The sequence below is a fragment of the Alkalibacterium psychrotolerans genome (assembly GCF_054784355.1).
This window is the reverse complement of sequence record NZ_BAAGPH010000139.1, coordinates 1-23,361: the sequence shown is the minus strand read 5'-3', so window position 1 is coordinate 23,361 and position 23,361 is coordinate 1. Positions and strand designations below refer to the sequence as shown.

The following is a 23,361-nucleotide window of genomic DNA, read 5'->3' as shown; positions in this document are numbered from 1 at the left end:
TAAAAAGTAATTATGAAAGGAGACTCGATCGATGATTACCGAAAAGATGAAACCTGAAGAAAAGATCATTGTCTCAGCTATCCTCACACAGGCCTTTTACTCTAAATTCAGCAGTAAGGTTGGTATGTCTACAGGTGAATTGCAGATCATCATCAGTGAAGTCTGGCTGGGAGAAGCGGAGGCTTTCGGGATAGATGTCTGGACAGTAAAAAAAGAAGGAACCATTGTAGCTGCTTATGGCTTGTCAGAATTTAATAAGCACCGAATGACACTCAGCCTGCTCGGAAAGTTAACGGCAGTCATCCGGCATTTGGATCTAAGAAAGTTTATAATTTTTTTAAAAGTGCTGTTCGAAACGAACCGAAAGCGAGAAGAAAATGAACTCTATGTAGAGTTTGTCGCTGTTAAAGAAGGAAACCGGGGTCAGAACATTGGCCATTTTATTATGGAGAGCATTAAAGCCTATGCAGCAGCAAAAGAAGGGGTTGAAACAGTAACCTTATTTGTTTTGAAAGATAACGATCGAGCCAGACATGTGTATGAAAAATTTGGCTTTAAAAAAAGACAGGATGTCAAGTCGACCAAGTATGATTTCATGGGTCTCACTTTAGACAAATAGATTGGTTGGATTAAACGAAACCAGACCAGAAGTCCCTCTTTCAAAAGTTTACAGTGTGTAGTGATAACGTATTCATTAAAAACAAGTGTTGTCTCTCTTTATTTTAAATTTTCTTTTTGCTATAGTGATAGAATGAATTTTTTTAAGTAGCCTATTGAGGCATAGAAGGAGGGAGTCATGATGAAAGAAAGAGAACACTACGGTCTGGGAACTGCGATTTCCATGATTGTTGGTATAAGTATAGGTTCAGGAATATTCTTCAAGTCGGACGAAATTTTAAGCTTAACGGGTGGCAGTGTCTGGTTAGGTATTCTTGTATTCGTAATCGGGGCACTCTGCGTTATCTTCGGCAGTATTACCTTGTCACAGCTTGCCGGACGCTCAACCATGAGAGGGGGAGTCGTTTCCTATTATGAAGAGTTCGTATCTGAGAAAGCAGCAAATGCATTCGGCTGGTTCCAGATGTTTGTTTATTTCCCGACAATCACAGCAGTAGTCAGCTGGGTGTCAGGTATTTACACAATCCAACTGTTTAACCTGACTTCTTCTTTGGAACTTCAGACGTTGCTGGGTTTCATGTATATGACGTTTTTCTTTACGATGAATTACTTTTCATATAAAAGTGGCGGACGCTTTCAGAATGTGACAACTATTATTAAAATGATTCCATTGATTGGGATTGGTTTGATGGGCATTTTCTGGACACAATCAGCCCCTGGTTTACCTGAGGGAATAGAATTAGTGGAACGGAGTAATGTCGGCTGGGCATGGCTTGGAGCTTTGGCACCGGTAGCTTTCTCATTTGATGGATGGATTGTCTCAACAACCATTACTCAGGAAGTGAGAAATCACCGCCGCACCATGCCGCTGGCTTTGACGGCAGGACCTCTGATTGTATTAGCCGTTTACCTGGCATTTTTCCTCGGCTTAATTGCCATAGTAGGAGTAGAATTTATTCTTTCAGCAGGAGACCAGGCGATTGCACAAGTCGGACAATCGGTATTCGGGTTGTATGGTGAACGTGTTCTACTGAGCTTTGTCCTCATATCCATTCTAGGTGTGGTCAATGGTATTAGTTTGGGCTATATTCGCCTGCCACATACTCTTGCCGTAAAAGGAATGTTACCGTTGAGTTCAAAAATCAGCAGACTGGATAAAGAAAAAGGCCTGTCTCCCTTTGCTGCATTAACAGCTTACGGCGTGACAGTATTCTGGCTGGTCATGCATTATGTCACACAGCGCTGGGACATTCTGGCTGGTGGAGACATCAGTGAAATTGCCATTGTATTCAGCTATGTTCTTTATATTATTCTTTACGTTAAAGTTATCCAGCTTCATAGTAAAGGTGTTATTAAAAGCAAGTTCTTAGGATTAGCGGCACCTGTATTGGGGACACTGGGGTCACTCACAATTCTGCTGGGCGGCTGGTTCTCAAATCCGGTTTACATGCCGGTATTTATCGGTTTTTCTGCTTTAGTCTGCCTGTTCGGCTATCTTTACAGCGGAAGTAAAAACAGATTAATTCCAAATGAGGGATAAACGTGATCAAAGAATTTTGTGCTGAAAACTTTTCAAGTGTACCTGAAGCTGTTCAGGCCGGTATCAACAGAATAGAACTGTGTGACCGGCTTGATCTGGGAGGAACCACTCCGTCACCTGAGGTCCAGCTTCAAACGAACCTGTTTGCTCACAAGCATGATGTAACGGTTGTCTGCATGATTCGCTCACGTGGTGGAGACTTCATCTATACAGACGAAGATAAAGCAGTGATGCTAAAGCAAGTTGAAGAAGCAATTGTAAATGGAGCGGATGGTTTAGTGTTCGGAGCACTCACGCCCAAAAATAAGGTAGACTGGCCCTTTGTCGAAGCCCTTTTGGAACGTTCAGGTGAAAAGGAAACAGTCTTTCATATGGCGTTCGACCAGTTACCCCAATCAGATCAGCTAGAAGCCATTCACGGCTTGATTGATCGAAAGGTCACGCGCCTGCTCACTCGAGGAGCTCATACGGGTTTAGCTTTAAAGAACAGTGAGTGGATTAATCAGCTGATTGAACGAGCTGACGGAAAGCTGGAAATTCTTGCCGGCGGTGGACTGACCTTTGAAAATTTGGATGAAGCGGCAGCTTCTATCCATACCGATCAGTTTCATGGGACTCAAATTGTTTCACTGTAATTAAATCAGTTTATAAGCTGGAAGATAAGGGAACCCCTTCATTCTTCCAGTTTTTTTGTTAAGAAAATAAGAGACCAATATTGTTTGAGACCAGTTCAATAATGAACTGTCAAAGAAGTCGCTTCAAAAAGTGTTTTAAAGCCAGTTTAAAAAGGAAGTTCAGCTGGAAATGGTCTCAATACGCAGTTAGTGACAAGTTCTGTAGAAAGCTGCAAACTAACTTGCATCAAAAGAGCTTTAGAGACCACTTCTAATGTTATTCTGGTATTAACTGTCGTCAAAAGTCGTATAGAGACCAGTTAAAGTCAGTTTAGTTCGAGAAGTGGTGTCAAAGCCCCCTTTAGTGACACGTTGCGAGGCTAGTCAATAATGACTGGTCTCAATATAAATTTGAAAAAGCACTTTAGAAATCTATAAGAAAAACGAATAACAAGCCAGTATGAAATTACTCAATCCTTTTATTCCGTATACTTTGTGCAGGTAGAGTAAAGAGTACCTAAAAGTTTTTCTAATAGGGACTATAAAGAACTATTTATTGTAAGCTTAAGGAAGTATGATAAACTAATAATGTATGCGCTTTAATTTCAAAGAATCTACTTAAACAAAGGAGACTATAAAAATGAGTAAAACAATGGCGATAAACGCAGGCAGTTCAAGTCTGAAATGGAAATTGTATGCAATGCCTGAAGAAAATGTACTGGCCTCAGGAATCGTAGAACGAATCGGTTTGAACGAGTCCATTTTTTCAATAGATTATAATGACGGAGAAACGCTTGAAAAAACGGCTGATATAGATAACCATGAAGTGGCAGTTGAAATGCTTTTAAAAGAACTGATTGATTTATCTATTCTTAAAAGCTTTGACGAGATTACAGGAGTGGGACATCGAGTCGCTGCGGGGGGCGAATCATTTTCCGATTCAGCAGTTGTTACCGATGACGTTCTGAAAGAAGTCGAACGCCTTGGGGAACTGGCGCCCCTTCATAATCCGGCAAATGCAATGGGGATTAAAGCGTTCAAGAAGATTCTACCGGATATCACTAGCGTAGCTGTCTTTGACACTTCCTTCCATCAGACCATGGCCAAAGTCAATTACCTTTATAGCATTCCTATGGAGTACTATGAAAAGCATAACGCCAGAAAATATGGCTACCACGGGACAAGTCATAAATACGTAGCGGAACGCGCGAGCGACATGCTTGGAAAGCCATTGGAAGACTTGAAAATAATCTCCTGTCATCTTGGGAATGGTGCGTCTTTATGTGCCATCGAAGGCGGAAAATCAGTGGATACGTCTATGGGCTTCACACCGCTGGCAGGTCTGACCATGGGTACCCGATCAGGTGATATCGATGTATCTCTGCTTCCATTCTTAATGGAAAAAGAAGGCATTTCTGATATAAATGATATGATAGAAGTTTTAAACAAACAGTCTGGCTTGAAAGGCTTATCAGGGATATCAAGTGACATGCGAGACCTTCACGAACAGGCTTCGAAAAATGAGCGGGCAGCCGTAGCTTTACGCATTTTTGAAAATCGAGTTATAAAATATATCGGCTCATATGCAGCAACCATGAATGGTGTGGATGCCATTATTTTCACAGCAGGAATAGGAGAAAATGATATCCAGACGAGACAAAATGTAATTGATGGCGTCAGCTTCCTTGGAGCAGAAATAGATTCAGAAAAGAACGATTGTCGCGGAAAAGAACGCATTATTTCTAAAAACGATTCAAAGGTGGCAGTCCTGCTTATCCCGACGGATGAAGAAGTCATGATTGCCAGAGATGTTGAACGATTGAGCTAAAATGGTCATTCTTCTTTTTACCCGTACAGCAGTCACGTATCCGCTCTCAAAATAACGAGTCAAATTATTTCTCAAAAAAGTGTTGACTTTGATTTCTCAAATCTGATACACTTCTAATCAATCGAAACAATTAATTTAATTTAAACGAAAACATAAAAGCGTTGAAAAGATAAGTACAGGCTAGAGAATCATCTCAGAGAGCTTCCGTCGGGTGAAAGGGAGCATGAGGATCGGCTTGGAAAATGGTCTTTGAGCTGAAGTGGTGAGTGTCTGCATGAGCCATTTCCGGTTGCACCCGGTACAGTGCCGCAGTATACAAAGGGGAAAGTATCCTTTAAGTACTGACTGAGACTGCAGTAGTGATGCTGCAGTAAATTAAGGTGGAACCGCGAATAGACCTATTCGCCCTTTTTGAGTGTCAAAACTCTTAAAGGGCGTTTTTTTATGCTCAACTAACAATAATAGGCAGTGCAGAAAGGAGCTGGAAAGATGATTACGTTAAAAAATGTTACCAAGACATTTATCAATAATAAAGAACTGTTTGAAGCCGTCAAAGAGACCAGCATTGAAATAGAAAAAGGAGAAATCTACGGCATAGTCGGCTATTCCGGGGCAGGAAAGAGTACCTTGCTCAGGTTACTCAACGGACTGGAACGGCCGTCCTCCGGTAAAATACTGATTGATTCAAAAGAGCTGACACCGCTCAGCCAAAAAGAACTGAGAAAAGAGCGACAGTCCATCGGTATGATTTTCCAGCATTTTAACCTCTTATGGAGCCGAACCGTACTGGACAATGTCTGTTTCCCACTGGAACTGGCAAGCGTAAAAAAAGAAGAGCGGATTGAGCGGGCAAGAGAACTGATTGCCTTGGTTGGTTTGGCGGACAAAGAAAAAGCCTATCCGGCACAGTTGTCAGGTGGAGAAAAACAGCGCGTCGGTATCGCCAGAGCCCTGGCAAATGAGCCGAAAGTGCTGCTCTGTGATGAGGCTACCAGTGCACTTGATCCGCAAACGACAGATGAAGTTCTGGACTTGCTTTCTAAAATCAACCGGGAACTGAACGTCACCATCGTATTGATTACCCATGAGATGGAAGTGGTCAGAAAAATATGCGACCGTGTGGCGGTTATGAACAAGGGAGTTATTGTTGAGGAAGGTTCTGTGCTTCAGGTCTTCAGGCAGCCGAAAGAAGAGATTACCAAACGCTTCATTAAGCAGGATAGGGAAGTGGATTCCAAAGAAACCCGCCAGGCACTGAAAGAACTGAAACGGGCCTATCCTGAAGGACAAATATTACAGCTGCTGTTTCAGGGGGATAGTGTGGGTGCACCGGTTATTACACAAGTTAGCCGTGAGGCCGGCTGTGATATTAATATCATCCAAGGAAGTATCCAGTCGACACACAACACACCGATGGGTACACTGATTGTTCAGGTTCTGGGTAATGAAGCAATTCAGCAGCAGGCCCTGAATCAGTTTAGATCCCATCCCATTGAAGTAGAGGTGATTGAAGATGAATAGATTACTAACAGTTGGTTCAATATTGACGGAATACACTAATTTTGAGGATGTGTCATGGGACAGATTATGGACTGCAACGTTGCAGACACTCTACATGACGGCAATATCTGTCGTGTTAGTCTTTCTATTGGGATTGATACTGGGACTGATTTTATATGAAACGCGCCATCATCAAACGATCTGGTCTGTTGCTTTGTACAAAGCGGTTTCGGTGTTTGTCAATATATTCAGGTCTATCCCTTTCATCATACTGATTGTACTGCTCATTCCTTTTACCAGAGCAATCGTTCAGAGCATGACTGGACCAACAGCAGCATTGCCTGCACTAATTTTTTCAGCTGCACCATTTTATGCCAGACTAGTTGAAACGAGCCTTAGGGAAGTCGATAAAGGTGTGATTGAAGCTGCTGAGGCAATGGGTGCTTCTAAATGGGAGCTGATTTTTAAAGTCTATATTCCGGAGAGCCTGCCGTCTATCATAGCAGGGATTACGGTCACAGCCATCAGTTTGGTCGGTTACACAGCTATGGCTGGTGTAATTGGGGCCGGTGGACTGGGAAATCTGGCCTACTTGGAAGGTTTCCAAAGAAGGCGGGCAACGGTGACACTCGTCGCGACAGCTGTCATTTTAGTCATTGTATTCGTCATTCAGTTCATAGGAGACAGATGGGTCAGAGCGATAGATAAACGTTAACTAGCTTAAAAAAAATAAAAACAATATAAAAGATAGGGGAGAATTAAAATGAAAAATTTTATCAAACTAGGGGTACTAAGCAGTGCAGTTGTTTTAGCAGCATGTGGAAATGGGGAAGGAGACGCTGGAGAAGAATCGCAGGTATTGACAGTTGGTGCTTCAAATGTCCCTCACGCAGAAATCCTTGAATTTGTTCAGCCGACACTGGAAGAAGAAGGCATTGAATTGGATATTGTAACCTATAACGATTACGTCATCCCGAACATGGCACTTTCTGATGGGGACATTGATGCCAACTACTTCCAGCACGTCCCGTATTTTGAATCACAGATTGCTGAAAATGACTATGACTTTGCCAATGCTGGCGGCATCCATATCGAACCAATGGGTGCTTACTCCAATCGTCACGATGATTTAAGTGACTTGCCGGATGGCGCGACTATTCTAGCATCCAGCAGTGTTCCTGACCACGGTCGTATTCTTGGAATACTACAGGATGCCGGTCTGATAGTAGTGGATGATTCCATCGATATTGTAGATGCGACATTTGATGATATTGTTGAAAATGAACGCAACCTTCAGTTCGAATACGAGTACGATGCAGCTCTGTTAACTACGCTTTATGCTGAAGACGAAGGCGATGTCTTTTTCATTAACTCCAACTTCGCAGTGGATCAGGGGATCAGCCCAGTTGACGATTCCATTGCACTGGAAGACAGCTCATCTCCTTATGCAAACATTGTAGCGGTTCGTAGTGAAGATGAAGACAACGAATTGATTCAAAGACTAGTCGAAATTCTACGTTCAGAAGAAACGCAGGATTATATATTGGAAACATGGGAAGGTGCAGTCTTGCCGGTTGATGAATAACAAGTCTTTACTGCTTGTAGGAATAATTTGATGGTTAAAGTTAATACTGCACATAACTTTTTGATTGACATTTCACACATTTCAATTTATTCTTAACTTACAAGTAAATAGTCTTCAGGGCAGGGTGCAAGTCCCTACCGGTGGTAAAGCCCACGAGCCGCAAGGCAGATTCGGTTAGATTCCGAAGCCGACAGTATAGTCTGGATGAAAGAAGACAAACGACACAACACGACTCTTATATCAGAGAATATGGCTCTTTGAGCCGCAGTCATGTTTATTATGCCCTGGAATTTTTATTCCAGGGTTTTTTCATGCGATTTTTCTGATGCATAAGAGAAGTCTGATTTTTTGTGTATAGTTTATCAAACTACTCAGCCCTGAATCGATTTGGATTCAGGGCTGTTTTTTTGAGGTGAAAGCATGACAACAGACGAAAGGTATATGAAACGAGCCCTTGAACTGGCAGCTCGAGCAAAAGGGCATACCACGCCAAACCCATTGGTCGGCGCAGTGATAGTCAAAGACGGTAGAATTATTGGAGAGGGTTACCACCATAAAGCAGGTGAACCTCATGCAGAAGTAAATGCGGTTGAATCGGCTGAGGAATCTGTCAAAGGAGCAACCATCTACGTGACACTGGAGCCTTGTTCACATTACGGTAAAACACCCCCGTGTGCGGATTTGATTATCAGAAGCGGGTTTAATAGAGTGGTCATTGCTGCTGTTGATCCCAATCCACTCGTTGCCGGGCGTGGGATTAAACGAATCAGAGACGCCGGAATTGAAGTCGAAGTAGGCGTCTGTGATAAGGAAAGTATGAAATTGAACGAGGTATTTAATTACTTTATCATCACTCAGCGGCCGTTTGTTCATATGAAGTACGCCATGACTCTGGACGGCAAGATTGCTACAGAAACGGGGCAGTCAAAATGGATATCCTCAGAAGCATCCAGAGAGCATGCACATACACTGAGAGGCGAACTGAGCGGCATTATGGTCGGTATCGGTACCGTCTTAAAAGATAATCCACAATTGTCCTGCCGTGTACCGGGTTACCCAAACCCTGTGCGCATAGTAGTAGACAGCCAGCTTCGTATACCGCTGGATTCAGCTGTTACGGCCAATCAGAATGAAGCGAAAACAATCATATTGACTACTCGCTTTGCTGCAGAGGAAAAACTGGCTGCCTTGGAACACATGGGTGTGGACGTTATTAAAGTCAAGGCCACTGAAAAACGAGTCGATCTATATGAAGCCATGAACGTCCTTGGCAAAAAAGGCATCGACAGTATTCTTCTAGAAGGTGGCGGACAGCTGAACGCCTCAGCACTGGAAGCAGACATTGTCAATAAACTGACTGTCTATATCGCACCAAAACTGGTGGGCGGGGAAAAGGCTGTAGCCCCCGTGATGGGCAAAGGCGTGCAGCACATGAGCGACGCCTACCAATTTAAAGATGTACAGACGTATCAAATAGGTGAAGATATCGTTATTGAAGCAGAAAGAGACAGGAGTGAATAAAGCATGTTTACAGGAATTGTCGAAGAAATCGGAGAAATTAAAAGCATAAAAAAAGGGTCGAAATCCAGTGTCTTAACTATAAAAGCCAGTAAAGTACTAGAAGATACTACGATTGGGGACAGCATTATGACAAATGGCGTCTGTCTGACTGTCACCGATATGAGCGCCGGCGAGTTTAAGGCCGATGTCATGGCCGAGACACTTAACCGCACCGCCCTTAACTCGCTGACTCAGGGCAGCCGTTTGAATCTGGAGCGGGCATTGAACTTGCAGACACGCCTTGGCGGCCATATGGTCAGTGGACATATTGATGGGACAGGAATCATCAAGAATTTCCGGAAAGATGATAATGCCGTCTGGGTCACAATTGAGACAGAAGAAAAGCTGCTGCGCTACATTATTGAAAAAGGCTCCATTGCAATAGACGGTATCAGCTTAACGGTTGCGGCTGTGTCAGACAAGGACTTTCAAGTATCCATTATTCCACATACTGCTAATGAAACGACATTACTCAGTCATAAAGTAGGCGATCAGGTTAATTTAGAAGTTGACTTGATAGGCAAGTATGTAGAGAAATTATTGGGACTTTCTTCAGAAACAGATAATAAAGAAAAAATAACGCAGGCTTACTTGAAAACTAACGGCTTTGCGTAGACAGGAGTGTTTAAATGTTTGATAAAATTGAAGATCTGCTTGAAGATTTAAAGCAGGGAAAAAACGTCATCATAGTGGATGATGAGGACCGTGAAAATGAGGGAGATATTGTCTGTGCTGCCGAATTTGCAACGCCGGAAAATATCAACTTTATGGCTAAGTATGCCAGAGGTCTTATCTGTATTCCGATGACGAAAGAGTACACTAAAAAACTGGGACTCTCACAAATGAGTTTGTACAATACCGATGACCACACCACAGCTTTCACGGTATCCATTGATCATCACAGCACCACAACAGGAATATCGGCAGCTGAACGTTCACTGACAGCCATGAAGACCGTGGAAGAAGACAGTAAACCCGAAGACTTTAAACGTCCGGGTCACATGTTTCCTTTAGAAGCGGTTGATGGTGGAGTGCTCTCCAGAAATGGACACACGGAAGCAACAGTCGACTTGATGCGTTTAGCTGGTTTGAAGCCAGTTGGTCTGTGTTGTGAAATTATGAATGATGACGGCACGATGGCCAGACGAGATGACCTGATTGAATTTTCAAAAGCACACGATATGAAAATGGCGACCATAACGGAACTGATAGAGTATAGAAAAGCGAATGAGCAGGTGATTTTTCGTGAGTCGAAAGCAAAGCTTCCAACAAAATATGGTGAGTTCGACATTTATGCCTATGAACATAAATACACAGGCGAACACCATGTGGCTCTAGTAAAAGGGGACGTTTCCGATGGTGAACCTGTACTCGCGCGAATCCACTCCGAGTGCTTGACAGGAGACGTTTTTGGTTCCAAGAAATGTGACTGTGGCCAACAGCTGGATTCTGCTATGGAAAAAATTGCAGAAGAAGGACGCGGTGTTCTGCTTTATATGAGGCAGGAAGGACGCGGCATTGGACTGGTAAATAAGATTAGAGCCTATGCGTTACAGGATCAGGGGCATGATACTATTAAAGCGAATCTGCTTCTGGGCTTCCCGGTTGATTCCCGTGAATACTATGAATGCAAGCAGATGTTTGATGATTTAGGCGTCAGCCGTTTGAATCTGATGACGAATAATCCACTGAAAGTGTCCAGTCTTGACCAATACGGTTTAACTGTTGAGAAACGCATACCGATTCAAATGGAAGCACATGAGGAAGACCTGGCTTATCTGAATACAAAAAAAGAGCAGATGGGCCATTACCTGGAGTACTAAGATATTAATAATAAAAATAAAACAATTAATGGAGGAAAATATAATATGAATACAATTGAAGGAAATTTAGTTGCAACAGATTTAAAGATTGGTATTGTTGTGGGGCGTTTTAACGATTTTATCGGGTCACGTTTGTTGGACGGCGCAGTCGATACCTTGAAGAGACATGGCGCAAATGATGCAGATATTACTTTGGCCTGGGTTCCCGGAGCATTCGAAATCCCTCTTGTTGCCAAGAAAATGGCAGCTTCTGGAAAATACGATGCTGTTATCACTCTAGGTGCAGTCATCAGAGGAGCAACGTCTCATTATGACTACGTTTGTTCTGAAGTCGCAAAAGGTGTTTCCTCAGCGGCGGACAGCACCGGTGTGCCGGTCATGTTTGGCGTGCTGACAGTTGATACTATCGAACAGGCGATTGAACGTGCGGGAACAAAAGCTGGAAACAAAGGCGCTGAAGTAGCGGTTGGAGCTGTTGAGATGGCAAACCTTGTAAAGCAGCTGGGATAATGACAGACTATTCATCCGTTAAGACAATCATCTTTGATTACGACGGCACCCTGCATGACAGCAGTAGAATTTACATCCCGGCTTTTTTGAAGGCTTATGACTACTTGGTCGAAGAAGGCCAAGCCAAAGAAACCAGCTGGTCGGAAGAAAGCATCACCAAATGGCTCGGCTACAGCAAGAAACAGATGTGGCAGGAATTTATGCCGACATTAGAAGCCCAGTATCAGGAAAAAGCGTCCAGTATTATTGGTCAGACCATGCAGCAGAAGATAGAAAATGATGAAGCCGTTCTCTACCCACATGCGCTTGACACGCTTGATTACTTGAAAAATAAAGGCTATACTTTACTGTTTTTAAGCAACTGTTCAATTGACTATATGGAAAAGCATGCAGACAAATTTAATTTGAATGAGTACTTTACGGCACTTTACTGTACAGAACAGTATGAGTTTAAAAAGACCAAGAAAGAAATTGTTCAGCTAATCAGAGAGGATTATAATGATGACTTTCTGGTAATAGGGGATAGATTTCAGGATATCGAAGTCGCCGAACTGAAGAACATTTCATCAATAGGCTGTGCTTACGGTTACGGAAGAAAAAGTGAACTGGAGCAGTCAGATCTCATGATTAATGACATTAAAGAACTCATGAGTCTTCTCTAAAAAGTAAAAAGCAAGCCCCGCTGGATGCTAAAGTATCCGACGGGGCTTGCTTTTTTTACAGGAAAATAAACAGGAGTCCGGAACTTGCCAGACCGATTAAAAAGCCTTCCAGATTGCCTTCTCTTTCAGAGGGCAGTTCGTGTTTGATAACATTCAAGGTCATGGCACCGGTCACCAGAGCTTCAACACTGCCTATCGCATACTCAGGGAATTCAGAGAATACTCCCAGCAAAAAACCGGCAAATATGGACAGAGACAGAATGTACCGACCGTATTTGTCGTAAACCGCTTCGTGGTGATGCCGGAGCCCCCAGTCATTAGTGACAAAGTGTAGAGAAAAGGCAATGAAAAAGATGACAAGTGTTGAACCGGACTCTTCACGATGGGAGAGTAGATACCCAATCATGGCATTGTAGAGTGCAAAGAGAGTCATGTGTGACCAGAAGAGTTTAGACTCGACGAGGTTCGGATCTGTTTTATCTTTATCCTCATAGGCACGGGCTATCAACCGGTCCATCGAATAGAATACAGCCAGACCGAACAGAGCCATAAGGTAAAAGGCATAATGAAGAAAGTGACCCTCCAGCCAGAAGATAGCTTCCTCCGCTGCAGACTGAGCATGGGCAACTTGTGGCCACAGGTGAACAAAGACATAACTGATACCAACTCCAGCTGTAAATGAAATAAATTTACGCAGAATTACTTTGGGCAGCCGCAAGTATACAGATAAGAAATGAATAAAGACGAAACTTAAAACAATCAATAGGGAACTAGTCATCAGTAGTTAAGCTGTTAAAGCTTGTCCTCTCTTTCAGTGGTTTTATAATAGTGTACACTATTTTCTGACTGCTCGCTCATTCGGACTGCTTTAGACTAAAAAAAAGAGTTATTTCTAGTGAAAACAGGTGGGTTCAGGTATGCTTAATTTAAATATAAGGATGAGCTGAAGAGGGGATAGCCATGCTGAAAAAAGGACAGACACATTTAGATAATCGTATGCGAAATTGGGTGCTTGTATCTCAACCATCGAAAACAGAAAGCGATACACTCAAGAACGCATATGGACTCCCTGATGGTTATTTAACACTATGTCAGGAAAAAGAGGTATCGTTTTACTTGGAAAGTATTAACGGACATTGTCAAAATATGAGTGTGCTTCATCTGCCATTATGGGAAAAGTCCGCCTATGGAAAAATGCCCGCTGCCGAAAAATCTTTGACCTTTTTTTATACGAGTGACCTTCTTATAGTCCTGGCTGATGGAATCGAGCTGAATTCTCTGGAAAAAGAAATGGTGCAGCTATCGCAACCGTTAAGCATAGTCACGCAGTGGATTAACGAACTTTATCAGATAATTAACACCAAACTTGATGAGATTGAAGTCTCCATTGAAGAAGTAAAAGGAGAGGCAGAAGTCAAAGCGAATAGAGAAGTCCTGCTTAATTTGACTGAACTTGAACAGGAACTGGTTATTTTTTCACGTCGTCTGGACGATTTAGAAGAAACCCTTATGTCCTGGCTGAACAATGGGCTATCAACTCGTTTAACATCTCAATCAAATAGAGAGCAGGCAGCTATGGCAATCAAAAAAAGCCGTTTCAGAATTCATTTGTACAAGGAACTTGTGGAGTCAGCCAGTGGCTTGTTGTCTGATAGTATTGATAATAAACTGAACAGTATAATGGAGTTTCTCCAGTCAATTGCACTGGTTATTTCAATTCCGACACTTATCTTCAGCTTATTTGGAATGAATACCGGGGGCTTAATCGGACGGCAGTCTCCATTTGGAACGGTAGTGGTTATTGCGGTATCTTTTCTGTTAGGTATCGGAATGGCCATCTACTTAAGGCGAAAAGAATATCTCTAAAAGGGTCATTAGTATAGTGCTTGTCCAAAGTGTGATAAACTATAAAGAAGTAAAAGCACTTAAGGAGGCAAAAAATGGATAGAAAAAAACTGACCCGTTCGAGGACTGACCGCGTCTTAGCTGGTGTCTGCGGTGGAATCGCAGAATTCTTTGGTATTTCTTCACTTTTAGTGAGGATATTATTCGTTATCTTCGGCCCGCTGGATTTTCTGCTGTATATTATCCTCGCAATAATCATGCCGAAAGAATAATGAGGAAAAGCTATAGTACTCAGTTTGATTAAGTATGAAGGCTGCATCACATTAGATAGAGGAAATTGATACAAAACGTTCAGCGGCTAATTCTAATTTAGCCGCTGAACGTTTTGTATATTTATAATAGGTTTTAAGGTCTGGATAATTTAATACATAATGATTTTGTCTATTCCTTTGTAAAAGGGTCATTAGTATAGTGCTTGTCTTAAGTATGATAAACTGTATACAAATAATTAGATACAAAGGAGGAAGCAAAATGAACGGCAATAAATTGAGAAAATCATCACGTGACAGAGTGATATCAGGAGTATGCGGAGGGCTGGCAGAGTTTTTTGGCATCTCATCATTAGCGGTCAGAATTTTATTTGTGATCCTGCCATCCAATGTTCTGCTGTATATTGTTCTGGCACTAATCATGCCTGAGGAGTATGAATAAAGCGCAAAGGCAATTGATATAAACGATAGTCTTTGCTGCCATCAATTTCTTCCGTAATACTACAGATAAAAACAACCATCCAAAAGCAGTTCAGCTGCCATTGGATGGTTGTTTCTTTTGTTATCCGTAAATATCTCCATCGGGTTTAGCTAAAGAAGAGATAGTCAGGATCTCTTGTTCAGTCAGCTCAAAGTCAAATACATTCAAATTATCACTCTGGCGGACTGGTGAGCTGGACCGTGGTATCGGCATATAGCCTAATTGAAGGTGCCACCTCAAGATAACTTGCCCAATTGACTTACTGTGCTGCTGAGCGATTTCCAGAAGGGTGGTATTTTCAAGTAAATCATCTGCCATCCGACTGCCCAGTGGACTCCAGGACTGTGTCAGGATATTATGTTCGTCATTGGCTCTAATCAGCTCTTCCTGTACATAATACGGGTGAGTCTGAATCTGATTAATTACGGGAAGCACACCGGTTTCTTCTTTAAGGCGTTCAATCTGATCCGGATGGAAATTCGACACCCCTATGGAACGTACTAGCCCCCATTTTTGCGCATCAATGAGAGCCTGCCAGGCTTCGACATACTTATCCTGCTTTGGATCAGGCCAGTGGATCAGGTAAATATCAAAATAATCCAGACCTGAGCGGTAGAGTGATTCCTGAATAGCCTGTACTGCGGAATCATAAGGGTGATGCACTTCCGGCAGTTTCGAGGAAACGATAATATCCTCTCGAGAAACGTTACTTTCCCTGACCGCCTTACCGACGGTTGCCTCATTGTCATAGCTGTAAGCTGTATCCAGAAAGCGGTAGCCATTATTAACTGCCTGCTTAATAGTCAGGACACCTTCAGCGCCTTTAAACCGGTCAGTACCGAAGCCGACTGAGGGGACGCGCATGCCGTCATTTAATGTATAACTAGGGATAATCTCCTTCATTTTTTCATTCCTCTCACTTAGTCTACTATCAGTTTAATTGATTATGAAAGCGAAAACAAACGCTTTATCTTAAGTTAGAGGATTAACAGTAAGGCACCAGTCATCAGGACAAGCGAGACAATGATGCTGACCGATGAAAGGAAGCTGGAGAGTGCCCGGCTGTTACCATACACAATCATATTGATGGTAGAAACGGTTCCAATAGGTGCCAAAGCCACTAATACCAGAGAAATTCGCACCAAATCCGGCAATGGTAATGCCAGGTAAAACAGTGAAGCCACCAGTACAGCTAAGGAGTAGCGTGTGATAAGCAGCTGCTTGACACGCTTGAACGAAACGGCATCAATTCTGATTTCCAGATAGAGTCCGACCATGAACATGGATAGAAAAGCATTTCCGCTTGAGAAGAGTTCAAATATACTTAAAGCCGGAGCCGGGAGAACAATGCCGATTAATGCGAGAAGAAACATAATAATGTAAGTTGTGAAAGAAGGCGATTTGAACAAACGCAGCAGTCGTTTCAGATAGCTGTCATTAGTGTGATTCTGATGAGTCATTTTATCCACTATCATGGGTGAACCGCCGAACAGCATCAAGGCGTTACCCATGTCGAAACTCCCAATGTAAGGAATAGCTGCGGGAAAGAAACCTTGGACAAACGGAATGGTGAAGTTCCCTATGTTGTACCCGGCCTGGCTGAACATCATCAGTGACTGAATAGGCGCTTTTTTATTTTTCCAGAAAAATCCTCCGAGAGTCACTAGAACAATATTTGACAGAAGTCCTAGAGTTATCATCAGAAACAGGATGCGGTTCACTTCTACGCCATTGAAGCCTACTACGATCGTGGCAGGCAGTGTCAGGTTTAATATGATTTTCTGTAAGGCTACTCCATCCGTTGAACGGAGCAGTTTAAATTGTTTAAATAAGTAAGCGGCTAAAATAACCAGTAAAAACTGAATAGATTGAATAAGTACTGCAAGCAAGACCATCACACCTTTCTATTACAGATTAGTATACCATTAACATATTGTTCCTGTATAAGGGAAAGAATAATCCAGCACTCAAAAAAATAGTTTGAACTTCAAAATAAAAACCTGATATAATAATTCAGGAAAAGGGGAGAAGTTTATGAATCAATCGACTAATCGATGGAAAGTTCTAATGGGCGGTGTATTGATGCAGCTTTGTATAGGCGGCATATATACGTGGAGTCTGTTCAACCAGCCGCTTTCAGAAACATTTGGCTGGAGTCGTACAGAAGTCTACACGGCTTATTCGCTAATTGTTTTTATATTTGCATTCGTCACTATTTTTTCCGGTCGACTCCAGGATAAAATTGGTCCGAGAAAAGTAGCTACCATAGGGATCATCTGTTTCAGTCTGGGGCTGATAATTGCTTCACAAGCCACCACATTAATGATGCTTTATTTAGGCTATAGTCTACTCGGTGGAATTGGAGTAGGGATGGTCTATGTCTGTCCACTGTCAACAAGTTTAAAATGGTACCCTAAAAAGAAAGGCATGGTTACGGGTATTATTATTGGAGCATTTGGTATGGGAGGTTTCCTGTTTAACTTTATTCTTTCTTATTTAATACGTTCCTTCGGTGTGTCGGCTACCTTTATGATTCAGGGCCTGGTTTATGGCGTCATTGGATTATATGGTGCAAGCCTTCTTCGTCTGCCGGAAAAAAATGAAAAGAGCCAAGTCATTGTTAATGAGAATGATTTTTCAACACTGAACATGTTGAAGACAAAGGCTTTTTACCTTCTGTGGGTAATGTATTTCTTTGGCAGTTTAAGCGGTCTGCTCGTTATTGGCATGGCACAGGATATTGCACGAGATATAGTAGGTTTGACTCCACAAACAGCCGGACTGGCTGTAGCTGTAGCGGCAGTATTTAATGCAATCGGCCGCTTGGGCTGGGGAGCATTATCTGATATTGTCGGACGTCTTCGTGTGTTCGCAGCTCTCTTTCTGCTTACTGCTTTTGGAATGATCTCACTCAGTTTATTCTCGCTTAATGCCGTTACTTATTTTGCTGTGCTGGGTGTCATTGTCAGCTGTTTTGGTGGCTTTCTTGCAACCTTTCCTGCTGTATGCAGTGACTATTTTGGGTCCTACTATTTCGGATCCAACTATGGCATTCTTTATCAGGCTTATGGGATTTCAGCACTCGTGGGTCCTTTTTTACTCAGTCTCTTTGAAGTAGAAACATCCGTCTTCTTGATTGCCGGGCTGTTTTCACTAGTTGGATTCGGTCTAACTTTCCTGGTTACACTGCCAAGGCCCTTCCATGCAGAAAAAATAACATAAGGTGTATAAAAACAGCTGATCGGCTCCTGAAAATTCCTGAATTACTATTAAATATTCATAAGTGGGTGGTTGATTCTGTTCAAACGCTTACATTCATGTTATACTTATGGTGACAAATAGGTGAAGGAACTGGAAAGGAGGAGTTACCATGTTGTTTACAGAAGTTTCTGATGAGAGAGCCAAAGACAAAAAACCGGCAGAGATATTGGCTATTGTAACTGGTATTGACCGTGAAATTATTAGAGCGGGTGTGCAGGAATATGGTTATGAAATGATTCTTGAAAATCCGGCTCTACTAAAAATCACCGAAGAAGACCAGGAGCGTGTGAAAGAAGCACGTAAGCTGGGTTATCTGGATGCTACCTTACTTTAATCAATGTGAATAAAAAGAGTTGTTCATAACTAATGGACAGCTCTTTTTTTGAGCCATTAAGAGTGATTCCTAAAATATGAAGATTTTATGCCTTCAAAGGTTTTCGTATATAGTTCGGATTAGAAGTATGCTACTATTATATATACATATAAAGTGACAAGTGTTATAAGGGTGTGGAGATACCGAACACCCCTCTTGACCACACGCTAAAGTGGAGGAGGAATTGCTATCGAAAAAGAACGAACGGACTTTTCCAGTATGAGGCAGGACTATGCCTACTGTGAAGAAATCATAAAAGAACACTCCAAAAGTTTTTACTTTGCCTTTTCAAAACTACCTAAAGAAAAAGCTCAGGCGGTCTACGCGATTTATGCTTTCTGTCGGCTAGCCGATGACAGCATTGATGAGGCGGAAACCAAAGTCGAACAGGCGGAAGCCTTAAATAGCCTGAATAATCAACTTGCAAAATTTGAACAGGGAGATGAGCCCGATCATCCTATCTGGCGAGCTTTAAGAGATGTTTTTAACAGATATGCTATGTCGATTGAACCTTTTTACGACCAGTTACAAGGACAGTCGATGGATTATCATTTTGAGCAGCCTCATTCTATTAAAGAAGTCGAGGACTATAGTTATTACGTGGCCGGGTCTGTGGGATTGATGCTTTTGCCTATTATTGCCACAGAAAATCATTACGTACTGGAAGAGTCAGCCATTGCTTTAGGAATAGCTATGCAGCTGACAAATATTTTAAGAGATGTAGGCGAAGATTTTAGCGAGATCAACCGGATTTACCTCCCGGAAGATTTGATGAATAAAGTGGGCTACTCAGTTCAAGACTTAAGTGAAGCAAAAATAAACGACCCATTTATCGTGATATGGGAAAGCATGGCGGTTCGAGCGGAGCAGCTTTACTTGGATTTTAAAAAAACGCTGCACCTATTTGATGAAGACAGCCAATTTCCAGTTGCCTTGTCTTCAAGGATATATGCGGCTATTTTAGATACGGTTAGACAAAACAATTATGATTGTCTAACCAGAAGAAATAAAACTTCTTTCTTAAAAAAATGTGCATTCTTAATGAAGTGAAAAAGGAACTATCAGAAAACTAAAGTCTAAAATAAGTGAGGCAATGTGAATGGTTAATCCCGATAATCAGAACAAATCAGATATTATTGTAATCGGCGGAGGACTGGGCGGCTTGTCGTCAGCAATTTCACTGGCACAAAAAGGCTATACAGTCTCTCTTTATGAAAAAAACAGTCATATCGGCGGCAAGCTGAATAGACTAGAAAAAGATGGCTTCGGCTTTGACTTAGGGCCGTCTATACTAACTATGCCCCATATTTTTAACCGCTTGTTCGAACAAAGTGGCAAACAGCTGAATGATTATGTTCCGATTGAACGATTGTCCCATGAATGGCGATCGTTTTTCACTGATGGAACGGTGCTTGATCTGTATAATGATTTGGATGAGATGAAAATGAATAATCCTCAGCTAAGCGAAAAAGATATGCAGGAATACCAAGATTACTTGAATTATACTCAGAAATTATACGAGGCTACTGAAACAGGCTATTTCGATAAAGGACTGGATGATTTACCAGCCGTTTTCAAGCACCACGGTGTGCTGTCGTCACTTAGAAAATTTGACTACTTTCATACAATGGCTGAGGGAGTTGAAAAGCGGATTTCCAATCCTTACATGCAGGATATGCTGAAATACTACATTAAATACGTCGGCTCGTCTGCTGAGTCTGCACCGGCTATATTGAATGTGCTGGCATATGTTCAAAAATCTCAAGGCTTGTGGTATGTCCAAGGCGGCATGCATAAATTGTCTGAAGGTCTAGTGAAATTGGCAGAAGAGGTGGGAGTGTCTCTTCATACGAATACGGAAGTGACCGAAATTACGGTTGACAGTACAACAGTGACAGGCGTGAAGCTGTCTTCAGGTCAATACATCAAAGCAGACCGGGTCGTTTCCAATATGGAAGTGATTCCTACGTATAATCGGTTACTTGACGTGGATTCAAACGTGACAGATAAGATGGAAGAAAAATTCGAACCGGCTGCCTCTGGCCTGGTGCTTCACTTAGGTGTGAATCGATTGTATCCTCAGCTCGCGCATCACAATTTCTTCTTTTCAAAGGATTCCAAAGCAAACTATAAAACTGTTTTTCAGGATAAACTGCTGCCGGACGATCCCACCATTTATCTGGTTAACAGCAACAAAACGGATGTGAGCCAGGCTCCCGATGGCTATGAGAATATTAAAGTGCTGCCGCATATCCCCTATATTCAGGATAAACCTTTTACCGATGCAGAATACGAAGACCTTCGTGAACGGGTGCTGATTAAACTCGAAAAAATGGGTCTGACAGACTTGAGAAAACATATTGTGGTCGAAGACCAATGGACACCTGTGGATATTGAAGAAACGTACTATTCTACCCGTGGTGCTATTTATGGTGTTGTTTCAGACCGTAAAAAGAACAAAGGCTTTAAATTCCCAAAAGTCAGTACAGAATTTGATCGTCTCTATTTTGTGGGAGGCTCTGTTAATCCGGGTGGGGGGATGCCGATGGTGACATTGAGCGGCCAGCAAGTAGCGGACATTATCAGCAAAGAAGATAGAAGATAAATGAAGTCTTTAATCGAGAAAAAGGGTGATGATCTGGTCTGGTTTAAGGGCGGCTAATTTCTTTTTTCTCGATTTTTTGTTTGTTGTAGATCAAGCCATCCCTTTAACAATACTGTAGGCTATCTAGTAGTATCATTTGAAGTCGAGATGAATCATTTCAGAATAAAATAATCAGGCAGACTTTGTATCGAATTCGTGATACTATTAAATAGTAAGTACAAAAATGTCAGGAGGATGAAATAGATGTTTATCATCGATGAACACATGAGTTTAGGTCCCGTAACCTTAATTGTGAAAGATTTAAATGGTATGCGCGACTTTTATACTGAAAAAATTGGTTTAGCTGAACTGAATCAGACCAGTCAGGAAATAACTTTAGGGGTTAAGAAACGCCCGCTGCTTAATTTAAAGAAAGGGACCAAAGAATGGCCGCCTGAAAAGAAAGCGGGTTTGTTCCATACGGCTTTTCTTCTGCCTGAACGAAGCGATTTGGGAAATGTACTGTATAAGCTGCTGAAAGAACAGACGCCTCTTTCAGGAGCCTCTGATCATGGTTACAGTGAAGCGATTTACCTGGAAGATCCTGAAGGTAACGGCATTGAAATATACCGGGACAAATCAAGAGAGTCATGGACCGTACATGAAGACGGAAGAATACCCGGTACGACAGAGCAAATGGATGGGGAAGGTGTGCTTGACAGTCGTGACAGCGATGCCATTATCCAGCAGATGCCTGAAGGAACAGTAATCGGACATATGCATCTGTCCGTGAGAAACTTGGACGATACACAGCAGTTCTATTCTGATGTTTTGGGACTGTCATTAAAGGATTACTTTGGTGCCCAGGCACGTTTCCTGGCAGGCGGAGACTATCATCATCATATTGGAACGAATACGTGGGCCGGTAGCAATTTACCTGTTCGCAGTGAAGAAGATTACGGACTCCAGTCAATCAGCATTCAACTCTCATCAGATAAAAAGATGACCGAGCTGAAAGCTCACTTCGAACAAAATAAGGTTGATTTTACAGAAGAAGAACATGCAGTGGTAGTATTTGATCCAAATGGTATTAAAGTAATAATTACAGTAAAATAACCGAGCAGCGCCTTTTCTTTACAATACTTCTTGAAGTGGTAATGAGAGGGCGTTTTCCACTATCTAGAGACCGAAAAAAAATGAGAAAGAGAGTGTGTAGTAAATGAGTATATATGACATTGACGTAAATACAATTGATGGGGAGAAAACAACACTGGAGGAATATCGACACAACTGGTTACTGATTGTAAATACCGCAAGTAAATGTGGTCTTGTGAACCAGCTGGAAGGCCTTCAGGAACTGCACGAAAAATATAAGGAAGACGGATTAGTCGTCCTCGGGTTTCCTTGCGACCAGTTCATGCATCAGGAACCACTGGACAGTGAAGGGATAAAAACATTCTGTCAGATGAACTATTCTGTAAGCTTTCCTTTATATGAAAAAATTAAAGTTAACGGTTCGGATGCGCATCCACTTTATGTATCCTTGAAAGACAGTACTGGAGGTAAAAAAATAAAGTGGAATTACACTAAATTCCTAGTGGCTCCGGAAGCTGAGAGTGTTGAGCGGTTTGCACCTGCTGACACCCCTGAAAAGATAGAAGAAAAATTGACACTTCTCTTAAAGTGATGTAGTAAACATGTAATATCCTTTCTTTAGTTTTTGTAATAGTGAAAAATTCACATTATTATGTGGTTCTAAAATACCTACTTAACAGTTTTCGTGATGAAAATAATTATAAATTAGATATTTCTTCTCAAAATATAATTGACATCTTTTTGAAACATGTTATGATTAATGTGAATTAAATCACAACAAAAAACGGTAGGAGGAACAAACATGATTAAATGGAACAAATTATTGTTAATCACAGCAAGCATGGGATTACTAGCTGCTTGTGGAAACGACGAAGACACAGCGGATGAAACGGTTGACGATTCCGGTGAGGTAGTAGAAGAAGCAGAAGAGACCGAGGAAACTGATGAGAACGGTGAAGATTCTGATGTAACGACTGGTGCGACTCAAGTTCGTGTAAGCGACGAAGATTCACTGCTTGAAGGCGTTTCTGATGACGGTGCCTGGATTATTATTTTTGAAGACGATGTAACAACTGAAGAAGATTTAGCTGGATTTTATAATGAAGTTAGCCACCTAGGCTAATATAAAAAAACGCCATGTGAATTTCATGTTATATTGAAGTTACCACTAACTCTCAATAGACAGGATGAATTCACATGACGCACTCTAACG

25 protein-coding genes, 1 riboswitch and 1 other annotated feature are annotated in these 23,361 nt (G+C 41.9%); of the genes, 22 read left to right on the top strand and 3 right to left on the bottom strand.

From position 1 onward, the window contains the following. Positions 1 to 31 precede the first annotated feature (31 nt). The 12 genes from ACYVLS_RS11495 (at position 32) to ACYVLS_RS11440 (ending at position 12,240) form a co-directional block, all read left to right on the top strand. Positions 32 to 619: a GNAT family N-acetyltransferase gene (locus ACYVLS_RS11495; RefSeq protein WP_460324666.1), complete on the top strand. Its 588-nt coding sequence runs from the start codon at positions 32 to 34 to the stop codon at positions 617 to 619. A gap of 177 nt (positions 620 to 796) precedes the next feature. Beyond that, positions 797 to 2,158, top strand: a complete 1,362-nt coding sequence (locus tag ACYVLS_RS11490; RefSeq protein ID WP_460324664.1) for an APC family permease — start codon at positions 797 to 799, stop codon at positions 2,156 to 2,158. Between the two features lie 2 nt (positions 2,159 to 2,160). Beyond that, positions 2,161 to 2,793, top strand: a complete 633-nt coding sequence (locus ACYVLS_RS11485; protein ID WP_460324662.1) for a copper homeostasis protein CutC — start codon at positions 2,161 to 2,163, stop codon at positions 2,791 to 2,793. A gap of 619 nt (positions 2,794 to 3,412) precedes the next feature. Next, complete coding sequence (locus tag ACYVLS_RS11480; protein ID WP_460324660.1) at positions 3,413 to 4,600, top strand: acetate/propionate family kinase; 1,188 nt, start codon at positions 3,413 to 3,415, stop codon at positions 4,598 to 4,600. Positions 4,601 to 4,752: 152 nt separating this feature from the next. After that, positions 4,753 to 5,013, top strand: a binding site (T-box leader). 76 nt (positions 5,014 to 5,089) lie between these two features. After that, positions 5,090 to 6,121 (top strand): methionine ABC transporter ATP-binding protein, encoded by a 1,032-nt coding sequence (locus ACYVLS_RS11475; RefSeq protein WP_460324658.1) that lies wholly within the window; start codon positions 5,090 to 5,092, stop codon positions 6,119 to 6,121. Next, a complete protein-coding gene (locus ACYVLS_RS11470) occupies positions 6,114 to 6,815 on the top strand; it encodes a methionine ABC transporter permease (RefSeq protein WP_460324656.1) in 702 nt (233 codons plus the stop codon). Before ACYVLS_RS11475 ends, ACYVLS_RS11470 begins: the two co-directional genes overlap by 8 nt. Before the next feature lie 48 nt (positions 6,816 to 6,863). Next, the gene (locus ACYVLS_RS11465; RefSeq protein WP_460324654.1) at positions 6,864 to 7,685 is read left to right on the top strand and encodes a MetQ/NlpA family ABC transporter substrate-binding protein; all 822 of its coding nucleotides are present in this window, start codon (positions 6,864 to 6,866) and stop codon (positions 7,683 to 7,685) included. A gap of 106 nt (positions 7,686 to 7,791) precedes the next feature. Continuing rightward, positions 7,792 to 7,905: riboswitch (FMN riboswitch) on the top strand. Positions 7,906 to 8,105: 200 nt separating this feature from the next. Continuing rightward, positions 8,106 to 9,206, top strand: coding sequence for a bifunctional diaminohydroxyphosphoribosylaminopyrimidine deaminase/5-amino-6-(5-phosphoribosylamino)uracil reductase RibD (gene ribD, locus ACYVLS_RS11460; protein ID WP_460324652.1), 1,101 nt, complete (start codon positions 8,106 to 8,108; stop codon positions 9,204 to 9,206). 3 nt (positions 9,207 to 9,209) lie between these two features. After that, positions 9,210 to 9,860, top strand: coding sequence for a riboflavin synthase (locus ACYVLS_RS11455; protein WP_460324650.1), 651 nt, complete (start codon positions 9,210 to 9,212; stop codon positions 9,858 to 9,860). Positions 9,861 to 9,874: 14 nt separating this feature from the next. Further along, on the top strand, positions 9,875 to 11,068 hold the full coding sequence (locus tag ACYVLS_RS11450; protein ID WP_460324648.1) for a bifunctional 3,4-dihydroxy-2-butanone-4-phosphate synthase/GTP cyclohydrolase II: 1,194 nt from the start codon (positions 9,875 to 9,877) through the stop codon (positions 11,066 to 11,068). A 45-nt stretch (positions 11,069 to 11,113) separates the two neighbouring features. Beyond that, positions 11,114 to 11,578, top strand: a complete 465-nt coding sequence (gene ribH, locus ACYVLS_RS11445) for a 6,7-dimethyl-8-ribityllumazine synthase (protein WP_460324646.1) — start codon at positions 11,114 to 11,116, stop codon at positions 11,576 to 11,578. After that, positions 11,578 to 12,240: an HAD family hydrolase gene (locus ACYVLS_RS11440; protein ID WP_460324644.1), complete on the top strand. Its 663-nt coding sequence runs from the start codon at positions 11,578 to 11,580 to the stop codon at positions 12,238 to 12,240. Before ribH ends, ACYVLS_RS11440 begins: the two co-directional genes overlap by 1 nt. 55 nt (positions 12,241 to 12,295) lie before the next feature. On the opposite strand, the gene ACYVLS_RS11435 is transcribed toward ACYVLS_RS11440, so the two are convergent. Further along, positions 12,296 to 13,018, bottom strand: coding sequence for a hypothetical protein (locus ACYVLS_RS11435; protein ID WP_460324642.1), 723 nt, complete (start codon positions 13,016 to 13,018; stop codon positions 12,296 to 12,298). 182 nt (positions 13,019 to 13,200) lie between these two features. On the opposite strand from ACYVLS_RS11435, the gene ACYVLS_RS11430 reads away from it, so the two are divergent. The 3 genes from ACYVLS_RS11430 to ACYVLS_RS11420 all read left to right on the top strand — a co-directional run bounded on the left by ACYVLS_RS11430 (position 13,201) and on the right by ACYVLS_RS11420 (position 14,796). Next, complete coding sequence (locus ACYVLS_RS11430; RefSeq protein WP_460324640.1) at positions 13,201 to 14,106, top strand: CorA family divalent cation transporter; 906 nt, start codon at positions 13,201 to 13,203, stop codon at positions 14,104 to 14,106. Between the two features lie 74 nt (positions 14,107 to 14,180). After that, positions 14,181 to 14,357 carry a PspC domain-containing protein gene (locus ACYVLS_RS11425; protein WP_460324638.1) on the top strand — a complete coding sequence of 59 codons (177 nt, stop codon included), beginning with the start codon at positions 14,181 to 14,183 and terminating at the stop codon, positions 14,355 to 14,357. A gap of 259 nt (positions 14,358 to 14,616) precedes the next feature. Then, on the top strand, positions 14,617 to 14,796 hold the full coding sequence (locus ACYVLS_RS11420) for a PspC domain-containing protein (RefSeq protein WP_460324636.1): 180 nt from the start codon (positions 14,617 to 14,619) through the stop codon (positions 14,794 to 14,796). A gap of 120 nt (positions 14,797 to 14,916) precedes the next feature. On the opposite strand, the gene ACYVLS_RS11415 is transcribed toward ACYVLS_RS11420, so the two are convergent. Both ACYVLS_RS11415 and ACYVLS_RS11410 read right to left on the bottom strand, forming a co-directional pair. Continuing rightward, positions 14,917 to 15,738: an aldo/keto reductase gene (locus ACYVLS_RS11415; RefSeq protein WP_460324634.1), complete on the bottom strand. Its 822-nt coding sequence runs from the start codon at positions 15,736 to 15,738 to the stop codon at positions 14,917 to 14,919. 74 nt (positions 15,739 to 15,812) lie between these two features. Next, entirely contained in the window at positions 15,813 to 16,730 is a 918-nt protein-coding gene (locus ACYVLS_RS11410) for an AEC family transporter (protein WP_460324632.1), read from the bottom strand. Between the two features lie 139 nt (positions 16,731 to 16,869). Here ACYVLS_RS11410 and ACYVLS_RS11405 point away from each other — a divergent pair, with 139 nt between their 5' ends. From ACYVLS_RS11405 to ACYVLS_RS11375, 7 genes are all read left to right on the top strand, one after another. Further along, positions 16,870 to 18,057 (top strand): L-lactate MFS transporter, encoded by a 1,188-nt coding sequence (locus ACYVLS_RS11405; RefSeq protein WP_460324630.1) that lies wholly within the window; start codon positions 16,870 to 16,872, stop codon positions 18,055 to 18,057. Positions 18,058 to 18,205: 148 nt separating this feature from the next. Then, on the top strand, positions 18,206 to 18,430 hold the full coding sequence (locus ACYVLS_RS11400) for a hypothetical protein (RefSeq protein WP_460324628.1): 225 nt from the start codon (positions 18,206 to 18,208) through the stop codon (positions 18,428 to 18,430). Positions 18,431 to 18,688: 258 nt separating this feature from the next. Continuing rightward, positions 18,689 to 19,519, top strand: a complete 831-nt coding sequence (locus ACYVLS_RS11395) for a phytoene/squalene synthase family protein (RefSeq protein WP_460324626.1) — start codon at positions 18,689 to 18,691, stop codon at positions 19,517 to 19,519. Between the two features lie 49 nt (positions 19,520 to 19,568). Next, positions 19,569 to 21,074, top strand: coding sequence for a phytoene desaturase family protein (locus ACYVLS_RS11390; RefSeq protein ID WP_460324624.1), 1,506 nt, complete (start codon positions 19,569 to 19,571; stop codon positions 21,072 to 21,074). Between the two features lie 243 nt (positions 21,075 to 21,317). Then, complete coding sequence (locus ACYVLS_RS11385; RefSeq protein WP_460324621.1) at positions 21,318 to 22,169, top strand: VOC family protein; 852 nt, start codon at positions 21,318 to 21,320, stop codon at positions 22,167 to 22,169. Positions 22,170 to 22,272: 103 nt separating this feature from the next. Then, a complete protein-coding gene (locus tag ACYVLS_RS11380; protein ID WP_460324619.1) occupies positions 22,273 to 22,740 on the top strand; it encodes a glutathione peroxidase in 468 nt (155 codons plus the stop codon). A gap of 210 nt (positions 22,741 to 22,950) precedes the next feature. Next, positions 22,951 to 23,271, top strand: coding sequence for a hypothetical protein (locus tag ACYVLS_RS11375; protein WP_460324617.1), 321 nt, complete (start codon positions 22,951 to 22,953; stop codon positions 23,269 to 23,271). Positions 23,272 to 23,361 lie beyond the last annotated feature (90 nt).

Bases quoted from the DNA above. Each gene is read 5' to 3' on its own strand.
- ACYVLS_RS11495 (WP_460324666.1), top strand. From the start codon at position 32: ATGATTACCGAAAAGATGAAACCTGAAGAAAAGATCATTGTCTCAGCT.
- ACYVLS_RS11490 (WP_460324664.1), top strand. From the start codon at position 797: ATGATGAAAGAAAGAGAACACTACGGTCTGGGAACTGCGATTTCCATG.
- ACYVLS_RS11480 (WP_460324660.1), top strand. From the start codon at position 3,413: ATGAGTAAAACAATGGCGATAAACGCAGGCAGTTCAAGTCTGAAATGG.
- ACYVLS_RS11475 (WP_460324658.1), top strand. From the start codon at position 5,090: ATGATTACGTTAAAAAATGTTACCAAGACATTTATCAATAATAAAGAA.
- ACYVLS_RS11470 (WP_460324656.1), top strand. From the start codon at position 6,114: ATGAATAGATTACTAACAGTTGGTTCAATATTGACGGAATACACTAAT.
- ACYVLS_RS11465 (WP_460324654.1), top strand. From the start codon at position 6,864: ATGAAAAATTTTATCAAACTAGGGGTACTAAGCAGTGCAGTTGTTTTA.
- ribD (WP_460324652.1), top strand. From the start codon at position 8,106: ATGACAACAGACGAAAGGTATATGAAACGAGCCCTTGAACTGGCAGCT.
- ACYVLS_RS11455 (WP_460324650.1), top strand. From the start codon at position 9,210: ATGTTTACAGGAATTGTCGAAGAAATCGGAGAAATTAAAAGCATAAAA.
- ACYVLS_RS11450 (WP_460324648.1), top strand. From the start codon at position 9,875: ATGTTTGATAAAATTGAAGATCTGCTTGAAGATTTAAAGCAGGGAAAA.
- ribH (WP_460324646.1), top strand. From the start codon at position 11,114: ATGAATACAATTGAAGGAAATTTAGTTGCAACAGATTTAAAGATTGGT.
- ACYVLS_RS11440 (WP_460324644.1), top strand. From the start codon at position 11,578: ATGACAGACTATTCATCCGTTAAGACAATCATCTTTGATTACGACGGC.
- ACYVLS_RS11435 (WP_460324642.1), bottom strand. From the start codon at position 13,018: ATGACTAGTTCCCTATTGATTGTTTTAAGTTTCGTCTTTATTCATTTC.
- ACYVLS_RS11430 (WP_460324640.1), top strand. From the start codon at position 13,201: ATGCTGAAAAAAGGACAGACACATTTAGATAATCGTATGCGAAATTGG.
- ACYVLS_RS11425 (WP_460324638.1), top strand. From the start codon at position 14,181: ATGGATAGAAAAAAACTGACCCGTTCGAGGACTGACCGCGTCTTAGCT.
- ACYVLS_RS11420 (WP_460324636.1), top strand. From the start codon at position 14,617: ATGAACGGCAATAAATTGAGAAAATCATCACGTGACAGAGTGATATCA.
- ACYVLS_RS11415 (WP_460324634.1), bottom strand. From the start codon at position 15,738: ATGAAGGAGATTATCCCTAGTTATACATTAAATGACGGCATGCGCGTC.
- ACYVLS_RS11410 (WP_460324632.1), bottom strand. From the start codon at position 16,730: ATGGTCTTGCTTGCAGTACTTATTCAATCTATTCAGTTTTTACTGGTT.
- ACYVLS_RS11405 (WP_460324630.1), top strand. From the start codon at position 16,870: ATGAATCAATCGACTAATCGATGGAAAGTTCTAATGGGCGGTGTATTG.
- ACYVLS_RS11400 (WP_460324628.1), top strand. From the start codon at position 18,206: ATGTTGTTTACAGAAGTTTCTGATGAGAGAGCCAAAGACAAAAAACCG.
- ACYVLS_RS11395 (WP_460324626.1), top strand. From the start codon at position 18,689: ATGAGGCAGGACTATGCCTACTGTGAAGAAATCATAAAAGAACACTCC.
- ACYVLS_RS11390 (WP_460324624.1), top strand. From the start codon at position 19,569: ATGGTTAATCCCGATAATCAGAACAAATCAGATATTATTGTAATCGGC.
- ACYVLS_RS11385 (WP_460324621.1), top strand. From the start codon at position 21,318: ATGTTTATCATCGATGAACACATGAGTTTAGGTCCCGTAACCTTAATT.
- ACYVLS_RS11380 (WP_460324619.1), top strand. From the start codon at position 22,273: ATGAGTATATATGACATTGACGTAAATACAATTGATGGGGAGAAAACA.
- ACYVLS_RS11375 (WP_460324617.1), top strand. From the start codon at position 22,951: ATGATTAAATGGAACAAATTATTGTTAATCACAGCAAGCATGGGATTA.